The organism is Capnocytophaga sp. oral taxon 338 str. F0234, from assembly GCF_000192225.1.
Lineage (GTDB): Bacteria > Bacteroidota > Bacteroidia > Flavobacteriales > Flavobacteriaceae > Capnocytophaga.
Map to the genome: position 1 here is coordinate 689,533 of NZ_GL872413.1, position 12,308 is coordinate 701,840.

Here is a 12,308-nt window from a genome sequence, read left to right on the forward strand (position 1 = left end):
AAAAAATATACAAATAATCAATTAATTCCGTAACTTTGCACTTTAAAAAGTAAATCTATGAAAAAAATATTCCTTCTTATATCAATTTTCTTCTTTGCTGCTGGAATAGGGCGGCAAGCAGAGGTGAAGTCACAGAACCGTCCAGATCGTCCCCTTGTGGATAATCCTTCTTATATGGAAGGAGGTAAGGATGAAGTGCTTATTGCAGCAACTGATTTTGGGAATATCTCCAGATATGAAAAAAGAGTGATAGATGAAGTAGGTGAGCAAAAGGGATTTAGAAGTTCTGGATACGCTAAGCCTAATATGGATGCTTTTTCAGGAGAAGAACGTATTGTAACACTTATTGACTCAGCATACTCTTATATAGGAACCCCTTATAAGGCAGCAGGGGCTACGCGTAGTGGTATGGATTGTTCGGGATTTGTCAGTACAGCATTTGGCGCCATAGATATAAACTTAAGTCGCTCCTCTACGGAAATGGCTACGCAAGGTAAGGATATTCCACTGAATCAAGCCACTGTGGGAGATTTACTTTTTTTCAAGACTACCCGTAAGCGCAATCGTATAAGTCATGTAGGGATTATTGTGGAGGCAGGAGATGATATCAAATTCATACATGCCTCTACTTCACAAGGAGTTATGGTCTCAAGCCTTTCTGAACCTTATTGGCAACGTGCTTATACCAAAGCCAGTAGAGTACTTAAATAATTCTTTCTATAAAAATTACAACTTAAAACTAACAAAATGTTACAAATCAGCTATATACGTGATAATAAAGATAAAGTAATTAATGGACTCAAAAAGCGTCATTTCTCTGAAATAGAACTTATTGAAAAATCTCTTGACTTAGATGAAAAACGTCGTGCTACTCAGGCGGAACTTGACCAAGTACTCGCCCAAAGCAATAAGCTATCTAAGGAAATAGGAGTTCTGATGAAGGAAGGGAAAAAGGAAGAAGCTCAGAAGGCTAAAGAAAAGACAGTTCAGTATAAGGAGCTGACAAAGAATCTTAGTACAACACTTGATGAGGTAACTGAGCAACTTACTCAAATCCTTTATCGTATTCCTAATGTGCCTAATGAGATAGTCCCTCAAGGAAAATCAGCAGAGGATAACCTTACGGTATTCCGATCTGGAGAAATTCCTCATTTGTTTGAAGGAGCGCTCCCTCACTGGGAATTAGCAAAAAAATATAATATTATTGATTTTGAGTTGGGAGTAAAACTCACAGGGGCAGGATTCCCTGTGTATAAGGGAAAAGGAGCCAAATTACAAAGAGCACTTATTTCTTATTTTCTGGATAAGAATACTTCTGCAGGATATCAGGAGTATCAAGTACCTCACATGGTTAACGAAGCATCAGGTTATGGTACAGGACAGCTTCCTGATAAGGAAGGACAGATGTATCACGTACAGCTTGATAACCTTTACCTTATTCCTACAGCAGAAGTGCCTGTAACCAATATTTTCCGTGATACACTTCTTTCAGAGAATGACTTACCTATATGTTGTACGGCTTATACTCCTTGTTTTCGTAGAGAAGCAGGTAGTTATGGGGCACATGTAAGAGGTCTCAATCGCTTGCATCAGTTTGATAAGGTGGAGATTGTTCGTATAGAACATCCAGACCGTTCCTATCAAGCTCTTGACCAAATGATAGAGCATGTTAAGGGAATCTTAAACGAACTAAAACTCCCCTATCGTATCTTACGCCTCTGTGGAGGAGATTTGGGCTTTACCTCTGCTATTACCTATGATTTTGAGGTATATTCCACTGCACAAGAAAAATGGCTGGAAATTAGTTCTGTATCTAACTTTGAGACCTTTCAAGCGAACCGACTTAAGCTCCGTTTTCGTAATGGTGAAGGAAAACCGCAGTTAGTACATACACTTAATGGTAGTTCACTTGCCTTACCACGTGTATTGGCAGGTATTTTGGAAAATTATCAAACCCTCGAAGGAATTGTTATTCCAGAGGTATTACGTAAGTATACAGGGTTTGAGATTATTGATTAGCTTCATTTTGCATAGTTTTATAAAAAAGAGGTGAAACTTACGAATTTCACCTCTTTTTATTTCTATAGAACAGGGATGGAAATACACCTGTTTTATTGGTATTTAATGAGTTATGGCAATTATTTTGATTTTCCTTGATTGGCTACACTGTTAATAGCAGCAGCAATAGCATCTTGATCACCTAAGTAATAATGCTTGATGGGCTTAAGGTCAGTATTAAGTTCATATACCAAAGGTACCCCTGTGGGGATGTTGAGTTTCAGGATTTCTGCCTCTGAGAGACTGTCCAAATACTGTACTAAGGAACGTAAGCTATTTCCATGAGCAGCAATAATCACACTTTTCCCTTCTTTAATGGCAGGGGCAATATCACTAAACCAAAGGGGAAGCATACGATTATAGCAATCCTTCAGGCTTTCTCCTGCTGTTTTTTCCTCTTTTGTTAAGCCATTATAACGGCGGTCATGTGAGGGGTGTCGCTTATCACTTTCTTCAAGTAAGGGAGGTTGTACATCATAGGAGCGCCTCCATAGGAGTACCTGATCTTCTCCATATTTAGCAGCAGTTTCTGCCTTGTTAAGCCCTTGTAAGGCACCATAACTCTTTTCATTGAGTCGCCAACTCTTATAGGTGGGTATCCAAAGTTCACCCATTACCTCTAAAGCATTGTTAAGGGTCTTGATAGCCCTTTTAAGCACAGAAGTATAAGCTATATCAAAAAGGAATCCTTCTTCTTTAAGAATACGTCCTGCCTCACGTGCCTCTTGAACTCCTTGCTCGGTGAGGTCTACATCTTGCCATCCTGTGAATAGGTTAAGCTTATTCCACTCACTTTGTCCATGGCGCAAAAGTACTACTTTATACATATTATATGGAATTAATAAGTTATTTTATAAATATTGGTTTAAAAAGACAAAGTTACAAAAAAAATATGGGATTCCTTAAAAATCTTTCTTTTTTATTTTTCTTAATATCATACAGATGATACCCGTAACCCAGAGGCAAAGAGAACCTAAGGAAGTCATAATCCCTGTTGTAGAACCAAAAAAAGACTTGAAAAAAGCACTAGTATACCCCATAAGAGCAGAGATATCCAATTTCAGAAGAATGAGAATACGAGAAAGATCTATAGGGTTTGCCAGAATCATTACTAAGGAGAAAGTATCCAAAGGATATTGGCGAAATACCATGAAACAGATAAGGAATATACCATCAAATATCACAGCCATAAATAACCATGTGAAGATAGCTAAACTGAAGCCTTTAATCTTATTTTCATGATAAAGTCCGATAAGATAGGAAAAACCTACAAAAATAAAACTTAAGAATACTCCTGTGATAATGAGCATAATAAAGTTAAATATTTCTGAGGAAAGAAATAATCCATAGAGTAAGAAAGGAATTCCCAGTCCTATGATAAGGCTTAGGGAAAGAGATAAGGAAATTCCTAAATATTGTCCTAAAAAAATATGCTTTCTTGGAATAGGCTGCGCCAATAGAAGCTCTATGAATTCTCGAGCATTATAATAGTACATAATTCCAAATACAGTAGAAATTAACGGAATAAGAATGATAATCACATTCATTAATGTAATAATTGATTTGGAAAGATCATTGTTGAGGAAGAGCAGTATACTACTAAGGAGAAGGTAGAACCCAAAGTAAAAATAGGTCCAGCTGCTACGGATAAGGTCAAAGAAAGTATATCGGATAATTTTAATCATATTTTTCGTTTTTTAAAAGTTCAGCAATAGCTTCTTGAAAGTTTGCTTTGCCTGTTGTGGTAAGGAGTTCTTGAGGAGTACCTCTGAAATAGATATTTCCTTCCAAGATAAATAGAATCTCATTGGAAAGTTCCTCTATAAAGCTTAGAATATGAGAGGTAATAAGGATGGTTTTTCCTTTTTCTTTCTCTTTTAAAATGAGTCTCTTCAAAGCCAAAATAGCAATAGGGTCAAGCCCAGAGGTGGGTTCATCTAATACTAAGTAAGGTACATCTACCATAAAGGTGAGGATAAGGTTTACCTTTTGCTTAGTCCCTCCAGAGAGGTTCCCCAGAGGCTTATTAAGGTGCTTTTGTAAGCCAAAAAGTTCTATGAGTTCTTGGTCATTACAAGGGAGCTTCTTGATATTTTTAATCATGGTGATAAGCTCTTTTACCTTAAGGTTATTAGGGAAGTTAGCAATCTGAGGCAAGTAGGAGATTTGTTCTCTGTAAGTCCATTGTCCCTTAATGGACTTACCATTAAAGAGAATATCTCCTTTTGTGGGGACTACCATGCCTAAAAAGCTCTTCATTAGGGTTGTTTTCCCAGATCCGTTAGGCCCCAGGATAGCAATAATACCCCCATCTTTAATAGTGAAGCTTACGCCTTTGAGCACTTCTAATTTACCATATTTCTTATGTACATCTTTAAATTCGATCATATCTGTAGGTGTAGGGAATGAGTGGAATAAATATTATTTTTTTCCTCTAACAAAAGGTTGCATACGAGGAGATTCATCTATAAGGTTTTCAGGAGTAAATGCAGGGGCTACTTTCTCAGAGAAATTCATAATATCAATGAACAAACTACGTAATAACACGATGCTCTCAGGAGTTCGGTTACTGATATAGGAAAAGAGTTTCACAGGGCGATAAGGAACATCGCCTACGCCATCTTTGTTTAGATCATAACCTGTATAATCGCTCCAATAGTTGTTGCGAAACTTGTTGTCATTCACATTGTTATCATAAGCTACGTCAAAGGTATTGTTCAAGAAGTTATTATCCCAGAAATCGTTCTGGTAACAGCCACCAAGGATGCGAATACCCCACCCATTTCTGGTAAAGGTATTCTCACTATATTTCATACGGGTACAGTTCTCTCCATTAATACCAATAGTATTACGATAGAAGGTATTCCCTATAAGTTCGGAATCATAGAGTTCTTTTAGGAGTATGCCATAGGAAGAAGCTCCCCAATTATCTTTGAAAATATTCTCGGTCATCTTCACTCGTTTGGAGAACATTACGGCTGCGCCAGCTCCATTTCTGGCAAACTTATTTTTATGATATTCGTTATCATTGGAGAACATAAAATGCAGCCCATAACGAAGGTTACCATGGCAGTAATTCCCTTCAATATAGGACTTGGAGGAGAATTCAATATAAATGCCATCACGGCAATTAGCAGCCTCGTTTCCAAGGATGTTAATATTATTACAACTCCAAAGATGAATAGCATTACCTGAGTTATATTGTTCTTTAGCGTTGGAAGAAACCTTATTATTCTTTATAGTACCATCTTTTCCTTTGAGAAGCATGATTCCAAAGCAAACATGTTCTAATATGTTATCTTCTATTAGAAAATTCTTACTTTTATCTATGCGAATAGCGGCTTGTTCATCGGTAGCTCTGAAGGGTACGTTAGCTATGCGAAAGCCTTTAATAGTTACCTTATCGGCATGTACTTTTAAAATATTTCCTTTGAATTGACCATTGATAAAGGGTCTGTCCTTACCAAGAAGTGTAAGAGGCTTATCTATAAGAACGTCATTTTCATTGTAGGTACCTTTCTCTACAAGGATAGTATCATTCTCCTTAGCAGAAGCAATAGCCTTGGCAATACTATGGAAAGAGCATTCAGGACATACTCGTATGGTTTGTGCCTTCAAAAAAGGAGAAAAGCAAATAAGAAAAGGGAATAGTATTTTTTTTAGCATAGTTTTAAGTGAGGGTCAATATATTAGTGCTCATGCATATTATGATGTCCTTCAGTGTGTTGGTGAGATTCGAATTTGGCTTTAATGCCTTGCCAATCATATAAATCACCTCCTTTTTCTTCTTGAATTTTTTGGGCTTCTTCACGGGAAGAAAAAGCAGCTAAGTGTGCTCCCATTGGGCTTTCTATCTCTTTAGAGATAAGGTAAGTAGCCTTAGTTGCATCAATAAGATTGCCTTCGTGAAGATAGTCACATACCAAGTATAAGGCTACTTTGTCCTCTTGAGGAGCTTGAAGCATACATTCTATAGCATCATACTTAAAGGCTTTGGATTTCTGGGTAACTACTTCGGAAGCAAATTGTGGACTTACAATGGTCATTTTACAGAAAGCACATTCTTCCTTACCATAGTCAATAGGTTCTGCTTTTGGAGAACAAGCAACCATGAGAAAAGCAGAACTTAAGAATAAAAATACTTTTTTCATTTTTTTTAGTAGATTAGTTAATGTATTGTAGATAAGGTGGTTAGTTTTGTATTCTAAGATAAATAAAAAATCATCTTAGCCTTGAAGGAATTCCTCTTGAAGCCAAGATGATTTTCTTTAAAAAGATTATGCTACTTTACACTTATTGCATTTTTTAGCTACACAGAAAGCTACTAAGGCAAGTATGGCAGCCAATACCATAGCGTATGTACCATAGCTGGGGTATGATTCTGCATAGAAATTCAAGAGCTCTTTGCCTCCAAAGAAAGGAGGTTGGTAAGCCATACCAGGGATTTTAATTTGAGCGGTTTCACTCAAGTTATGACCATAGTCATACTCCCATTGGTAGAAATCATACATACCTAATACTCCCAATACACCCATTAAGGCAGCCCATGCAAGGTAAAGGATTCTCTTACCAGCAAAGGCGATAATTAATCCCAATACGAGCATACCACCAATAATCCAAGGGAAGTACTTGAATTCCCAAAAATCCTCTGCATGGATATGCTTCATTCCTATATAGTGATTAAGAATATTGATATTATCAATAGTATGTATAGAAAGATCAGTCTCTTGGGCGGAAAAACTACTTTTTCCATTAATATCACTAATCCAGATATACATCTTTATCCCTTCTGGATATTGAGGGGCATCTAACTTAATTTTCCAAATGGGGAAAAGAAAAAGAAATAGTAGCAAAAGAGAGGCTACCACCATTAATATTCGTGCTTTCATTGTATTTTTTAATTTTGTAGAAAAGGCTGATAAAAGAATACCAGCCTTTTTGGTTATTTAAGTTAAGTGTTATTAATCACCACCCAAACTCCATTTAAGAGGAGTATTGGCATTAGCAGCAGATACACGAAGGTATCCTTGCATTTCTTGGTGAAGGGCAGAACAGAAGTCTGTACAGTAGAAAGGCCATACCCCTACTTTGGTAGGTTTCCATACGAGAGTTTCTGTTTGTCCGGGCATGATAAGAAGTTCTGAATTTTGAGCTCCCAATACAGCGAATCCATGAGGAATATCCCAGTCCTGTTCTACGTTAGTTACGTGGAAATATACAGTATCTCCCACTTTAATACCTTCAATGTTATCAGGAGAGAAGTGGCTACGTACACAAGTCATATATACATGCACGGTGTTGCCTTCTCTTACCACTTTAGCATCCGCATCGGAACGAGTTACATAAGGATGATGATTGTCCTTAAGTGAATAGATTTTGAGCTGTTGATCTTTGATTTTTGATGCAGCAATACCTTGTGCATAGTGAGGTTCTCCGATGGTTGGGAAGTCCAAAAGAAGTTCCATTTTGTCACCAGAGATATCAAACAATTGAGCAGATTGGCAAAGTTCAGGTCCTGTAGGAAGGTAACGATCTTTGGTAATCTTGTTCATAGCTACTAAGTATTTACCGTAAGGCTTGCGAGAGTCTCCACCAGGAATCATAAGGTGTCCAGGAGAGTAGTAAGTAGCATGTCTGTCTAATACTTCCCAAGTTCCCACTTTCCATTTTACCACTTCAGAGGAGATAAAGAAAGTAGTATAAGCATTGCCTTTGTCATCGAACTCAGTATGCAAAGGACCAAGTCCAGAACTCTTAACAACACCTGCTACTACTGCATCCATTTTGATAGTAGGAATACCGTATTTTTCTCCATCAAAAGCTTTGTCTTCAATAGCTTTGAGCATCTTAGAGAAAGAGTGTACAGTAAGTTCAGAAGCCAATTTACCATTACCTACAATATATTCCCCTGTTGGGTCAACATCCACTCCGTGAGGAGATTTTGGTGTAGGAAGAAGGTATACCAATCCTGGGAGCTGAGAAGCATCAAGAATTTTTACAGTTTCTATTACTTCACTCTTACCTGTGTGCGTATCATCACTGTATGTATTGTGGTAGTGAGGAGCTTTCATTTCGGTAAATTTACCTTGTTTGATATAATCCTCTGCCACTTTCCAGTTGATAGCAGCTACATAGTCATAGTCGTTTTGGGAGGCTTCTACTTCAAGGAGGGTATTTGCTTCTTCAGTGTTATAAGTAGTGAAGAATACCCAACCGTGAGATTTTCCCTTACCAGAGTGTGCTAAGTCATAGTTGAAACCAGGCATGAGTACTTGAAACTCAACATTCATTTTCCCTGTTTCAGGATTTACTTTAACGAAAGAGATAACCCCTTTGAATTTACCTTTGTAATCCTTAATAGCTACGTCCTCCTGAGGAATAGGCACAGAGAAACGAGTTCCTCCTACAATATACTCAGTGTTTTCTGTAACGAAAGTAGAAGAGTGGTTACCTGCTGCATTAGGAAGTTCCAAGATTTCTTCTGTTTCAAAAGTCTTAAGGCTAATGCGAGCTACACGAGGAGTGTTATTAGCATTGATGAAGATCCAACGTCCGTCCACTTCTCCATTAGTTTGAGAAAGGTCAGGGTGGTGAGAGTCATCCCAAGGAATAAACCCATGGCTAGTTTCCAAAAGGGGTTTGGTTTCTTCATTGTAACCATACGCCTTTTCAGGGTCTTGTGAGAACACAGGAGTTACTTTGAGTAGGCGTCCGGAAGGAAGTCCGTAAGTGGCAAGCTGTCCACTGAATCCTCCAGAGAGGAACGCATAGTACTCGTCATATTGTCCTGGGGCTACATATACCCGAGAGGCAGCGTCCGAAGCACCCATAGCTCCTGACTTATTACTATTGCTATTATTGCCATTTCCACAACTGGCAACAAGCGCTCCAGCAACTGCCAAAGATAACAATTTGCTTGTCTTCATAAAACAATTTTTATTAAATATTATATCCTTAAAGTTTGATTAGGTAAAGCCTATTTAGTTTTATAAGAACTAAGACAGACTTTTAACCTAAATGTATTATTCAATAGTACGGAAATATTCCAAGATGGCTCTAGCTTGTTCCTCACTAAGGTGCTGATTAGCCATAGGAGCTCCATTGGCTTCCACTAAGAGTTGCTTAGCAATGGGGTCTTTAGCAACCATTTCCTCTGGGTTAAGGATCATGTTCATTACCCACTCAGGAGAACGTCTCTCGAGAATTCCTTTAGGAGCAGGACCTATGAATTTCTTAGTAGGTTTATGGCAAGCAGTACAGTTGAGCTTATAGAGTTCCTCTCCCTTTTGAGCAAGAACTTTGTCTACACTAGCTCCCAAAGGAGGGTTTACACTCTTTACAGGACCTATTCCTTTGTTATTCAGATCCACTCCTCCTCCTGCAGGGGCAGGGGTCTCGGCAGGAGTTGTTGTATTCTCTGGGGTAGCAGTTGTTGTGCTTTGGTTACTTCCTTCAGAGGTTGTAGTCCCTTGTCCAGAGCCTGACCCTCCATTACAGCTTGCAATACTTAAGGCAATTAAAGCTGCAAAAGTTAGTTTTAAAAGTTTCATTAAAATTTAATTTAGTATTTTTATGCCACAAAGATACATCTTTTTTTGAAAAGAAAATTACATATATGTATTTTTTTCTAAAAAGTCAAAATAAGTGAAATATAATAGATATATTACACAAAATAAATAAATTATAATGATAGAAAAATAAAAGATAATAACTTTATATTTAACAAAACGGTTGTATTTTAATGTTTATTTATGAAATTAACCGGTTCAAAAAGGAAATTATTCTCAAAAAAAAGTAGGAAAAAGTCTTTTTATTTTTCAGATAAGGAAAAATTTCTGAAACTCTTTTTTAAAAGAGCTTCTTTTCCTTCATAACTTTTTGGTATACATTCTCATACATGGGTATAATTTTCCTTTCGTCAAAGCGAGAAGCCTCCTCGAAGGCTTGTTTTTTGAACCGAGCAAGTGTTTTTCTGTCTTTTAGGATAATAAGAGCATTATCCACCATGGACGGTATGTCTCCCACATCGCTAAGGAAGCCTGATATGCCTTGCTTATTCACTTCAGGGATACCTCCTGCATTACTTGAGATTACAGGGACTCCCTCTGCCATAGCCTCTAAGGCAGCGAGCCCGAAACTTTCTGTTTCAGAAGGAAGTATAAATAAATCAGAAGAACAGAGAATGTCATTTACTTCCAGATAATTACCAAGAAAAGTAACATAATTCTGGATCTCTAACTGATGTGCTAAAGCCTGGGCATTCTCTCGATCAGGACCATCGCCTACCATGATGAGTCTTGCTTTCTTGTAAGGAAGAATTCTGTGAAAGATACGTACTACATCACAAGCTCTTTTGACTTTTCTAAAGTTACTTACGTGAGTGATAATTAGTTCATCGGGATTGGCAAGCATGGCACGATGGCAGGTTTTAGGTTGTTTTTTCCTTTTTTCTATGTCAATGAAATTAGGAATAACGGAAATATCCTTTTGGATATCAAATAGTTCATAGGTATTCTTGCGTAAGCTCTCTGAGACAGAAGTTACTGCATCGGAGGCGTTGATACTGAAGGTAACAGCTGTCTTGTAATAAGGGTGATTTCCTACCAAGGTGATATCTGTACCATGTAAGGTGGTGATAATAGCTACTTTAAGTCCTTCTTTGTGTAGTATTTGTTTTGCCATATAGGCTGTGTAGGCATGAGGAATAGCATAATGGGCATGTATGATATCAATATTATATTCACGCACCACCTCAACCATTTTACTGGAAAGGGCTAGTTCATAAGGCTGGTAACGGAATAGCGGATATTCCTCCATGTACACTTGATGAAGATGAATATTCTTATGGAAAGAAGATAGCCGCACAGGCTGTCCATAAGTAATAAAATGTATCTGATAGCCCTTTTGTGCGAGGGCAACTCCTAATTCAGTGGCAACCACACCACTTCCTCCAAAAGTAGGGTAACAAACAATAGCAATATTCATAATCTATTTAGGTAAAAAGTAAAGTCGCATGAGTGAGCAGGAAAGTGAAAAACAAAAAATATAGTCAGCGAGTGCCTACAGCCTGAAAGGTCGCATGAGGCGAGGAATAGGGGAAATCTATTACCTGTTACCTTAAAAGTTGTATCTAGCTTGTGCTGTAACATGCATATCAGCAAAGTCCTTTCGCAAATATTTATAATAAGCAGCAATGCCTATCATGGCAGCATTATCGGTACAGTATTGGAATTCAGGGATGAATACTTCCCAAAGGTCTTTCTTTGCATAGTGCTGTAGGGTAGCTCTCAGGGCAGAATTAGCAGAAACACCTCCTCCTATAGCTATCTGCTGAATCCCTGTCTGGGAAACAGCCTTCTTGAGCTTGCGCATAAGAATTTCAATTATTGTATATTGTACAGAAGCACAGATATCAGAAAGATTCTCTTGAATAAAATTAGGATTTTCCTTTACATTTTTCTGTATAAAATATAGGACGGAGGTTTTCAGTCCTGAAAAACTAAAATTTAGTCCTTCTACCTTAGGAAAAGGGAAGGAAAAAGCATGAGGATTTCCTTCTTTGGCATATTTATCTATCAAGGGACCCCCAGGATAGGGAAGTCCCAATATCTTGGCAGTTTTATCAAAAGCTTCTCCTGTGGCATCATCTTGAGTTTCTCCGAGAATCTCCATGGAAAAATAGTCGTTAACTTTGAGTATCTGGGTATGTCCTCCGCTGATGGTCATGGCAAGGAAAGGAAAAGAAGGTTTCTTATTTCCTTCTTTATCAATAAAATGAGATAGAATATGTCCTTGCAGATGATTGACCTCTACCAAGGGGATGTCTAAGGAAAGAGCTAAGGATTTAGCAAAGGAAACTCCCACAAGGAGAGAGCCTTGCAGACCAGGACCTCGTGTAAAGCCAATGGCTGAAAGTTGTTCTTTAGCTACATGGGCTCGTGCTAAAGCTTGATGTACTACAGGGATAATATTCTGTTGATGAGCACGGGAGGCAAGCTCTGGCACCACTCCCCCATATTCCTGATGAATCTTCTGACTGGCAATTATATTGGAAAGGACTTTTTCTCCACAAAGTACAGCAGCAGAGGTATCATCACAGGAGGATTCTATGGCTAATATATAGGGTTTTTTAGATGTCATTTTATTAAAATTAAGAAAAATAGTGCTTTTTTCGCAAATAAAAGATAAATTCTTCTCTTTAGATAAAATTCTTGAGGTTATTCAGTGAGAGAAGAGAAATTTATTGTACT

The 12,308-nt window shown here is 37.8% G+C and carries 12 protein-coding genes; 2 read left to right on the forward strand and 10 right to left on the reverse strand.

Annotated features, from left to right (window positions below; genetic code table 11):
- Positions 1-57: 57 nt before the first annotated feature.
- Positions 58-711, forward strand: a complete 654-nt coding sequence (locus HMPREF9071_RS03235) for a C40 family peptidase (RefSeq protein ID WP_009745136.1) — start codon at positions 58-60, stop codon at positions 709-711.
- Between the two features lie 36 nt (positions 712-747).
- The gene (gene serS, locus HMPREF9071_RS03240) at positions 748-2,019 is read left to right on the forward strand and encodes a serine--tRNA ligase (protein WP_009745137.1); all 1,272 of its coding nucleotides are present in this window, start codon (positions 748-750) and stop codon (positions 2,017-2,019) included.
- 119 nt (positions 2,020-2,138) lie between these two features.
- Here serS and gpmA read toward each other — a convergent pair whose 3' ends face one another.
- From gpmA to tsaD, 10 genes are all read right to left on the reverse strand, one after another.
- Positions 2,139-2,885 (reverse strand): 2,3-diphosphoglycerate-dependent phosphoglycerate mutase, encoded by a 747-nt coding sequence (gene gpmA / locus HMPREF9071_RS03245; protein ID WP_009745138.1) that lies wholly within the window; start codon positions 2,883-2,885, stop codon positions 2,139-2,141.
- Between the two features lie 75 nt (positions 2,886-2,960).
- Complete coding sequence (locus HMPREF9071_RS03250) at positions 2,961-3,743, reverse strand: hypothetical protein (RefSeq protein ID WP_009745139.1); 783 nt, start codon at positions 3,741-3,743, stop codon at positions 2,961-2,963.
- On the reverse strand, positions 3,736-4,446 hold the full coding sequence (locus HMPREF9071_RS03255; RefSeq protein ID WP_009745140.1) for an ABC transporter ATP-binding protein: 711 nt from the start codon (positions 4,444-4,446) through the stop codon (positions 3,736-3,738). The genes HMPREF9071_RS03250 and HMPREF9071_RS03255 overlap by 8 nt, the downstream gene beginning before the upstream one ends.
- A 33-nt stretch (positions 4,447-4,479) precedes the next feature.
- Positions 4,480-5,724, reverse strand: coding sequence for a nitrous oxide reductase family maturation protein NosD (locus HMPREF9071_RS03260; RefSeq protein WP_009745141.1), 1,245 nt, complete (start codon positions 5,722-5,724; stop codon positions 4,480-4,482).
- Between the two features lie 23 nt (positions 5,725-5,747).
- Complete coding sequence (locus tag HMPREF9071_RS03265) at positions 5,748-6,209, reverse strand: nitrous oxide reductase accessory protein NosL (RefSeq protein WP_009745142.1); 462 nt, start codon at positions 6,207-6,209, stop codon at positions 5,748-5,750.
- Positions 6,210-6,335: 126 nt separating this feature from the next.
- Positions 6,336-6,947, reverse strand: coding sequence for a hypothetical protein (locus HMPREF9071_RS03270; protein WP_009745143.1), 612 nt, complete (start codon positions 6,945-6,947; stop codon positions 6,336-6,338).
- A gap of 72 nt (positions 6,948-7,019) precedes the next feature.
- Entirely contained in the window at positions 7,020-8,984 is a 1,965-nt protein-coding gene (nosZ, locus tag HMPREF9071_RS03275; RefSeq protein ID WP_009745144.1) for a Sec-dependent nitrous-oxide reductase, read from the reverse strand.
- Positions 8,985-9,080: 96 nt separating this feature from the next.
- Positions 9,081-9,608 (reverse strand): cytochrome c, encoded by a 528-nt coding sequence (locus HMPREF9071_RS03280; RefSeq protein WP_009745145.1) that lies wholly within the window; start codon positions 9,606-9,608, stop codon positions 9,081-9,083.
- A 298-nt stretch (positions 9,609-9,906) separates the two neighbouring features.
- Positions 9,907-11,043, reverse strand: coding sequence for an N-acetyl-alpha-D-glucosaminyl L-malate synthase BshA (gene bshA / locus HMPREF9071_RS03285; RefSeq protein WP_009745146.1), 1,137 nt, complete (start codon positions 11,041-11,043; stop codon positions 9,907-9,909).
- Positions 11,044-11,175: 132 nt separating this feature from the next.
- The gene (tsaD, locus tag HMPREF9071_RS03290; RefSeq protein WP_009745147.1) at positions 11,176-12,198 is read right to left on the reverse strand and encodes a tRNA (adenosine(37)-N6)-threonylcarbamoyltransferase complex transferase subunit TsaD; all 1,023 of its coding nucleotides are present in this window, start codon (positions 12,196-12,198) and stop codon (positions 11,176-11,178) included.
- Positions 12,199-12,308: the final 110 nt, after the last annotated feature.

What these genes read in the sequence shown, in the direction of transcription:
- HMPREF9071_RS03235 (WP_009745136.1), top strand. Translation starts at nt 58, where the DNA reads ATGAAAAAAATATTCCTTCTTATATCAATTTTCTTCTTTGCTGCTGGA.
- serS (WP_009745137.1), top strand. Translation starts at nt 748, where the DNA reads ATGTTACAAATCAGCTATATACGTGATAATAAAGATAAAGTAATTAAT.
- gpmA (WP_009745138.1), bottom strand. Translation starts at nt 2,885, where the DNA reads ATGTATAAAGTAGTACTTTTGCGCCATGGACAAAGTGAGTGGAATAAG.
- HMPREF9071_RS03250 (WP_009745139.1), bottom strand. Translation starts at nt 3,743, where the DNA reads ATGATTAAAATTATCCGATATACTTTCTTTGACCTTATCCGTAGCAGC.
- HMPREF9071_RS03255 (WP_009745140.1), bottom strand. Translation starts at nt 4,446, where the DNA reads ATGATCGAATTTAAAGATGTACATAAGAAATATGGTAAATTAGAAGTG.
- HMPREF9071_RS03260 (WP_009745141.1), bottom strand. Translation starts at nt 5,724, where the DNA reads ATGCTAAAAAAAATACTATTCCCTTTTCTTATTTGCTTTTCTCCTTTT.
- HMPREF9071_RS03265 (WP_009745142.1), bottom strand. Translation starts at nt 6,209, where the DNA reads ATGAAAAAAGTATTTTTATTCTTAAGTTCTGCTTTTCTCATGGTTGCT.
- HMPREF9071_RS03270 (WP_009745143.1), bottom strand. Translation starts at nt 6,947, where the DNA reads ATGAAAGCACGAATATTAATGGTGGTAGCCTCTCTTTTGCTACTATTT.
- nosZ (WP_009745144.1), bottom strand. Translation starts at nt 8,984, where the DNA reads ATGAAGACAAGCAAATTGTTATCTTTGGCAGTTGCTGGAGCGCTTGTT.
- HMPREF9071_RS03280 (WP_009745145.1), bottom strand. Translation starts at nt 9,608, where the DNA reads ATGAAACTTTTAAAACTAACTTTTGCAGCTTTAATTGCCTTAAGTATT.
- bshA (WP_009745146.1), bottom strand. Translation starts at nt 11,043, where the DNA reads ATGAATATTGCTATTGTTTGTTACCCTACTTTTGGAGGAAGTGGTGTG.
- tsaD (WP_009745147.1), bottom strand. Translation starts at nt 12,198, where the DNA reads ATGACATCTAAAAAACCCTATATATTAGCCATAGAATCCTCCTGTGAT.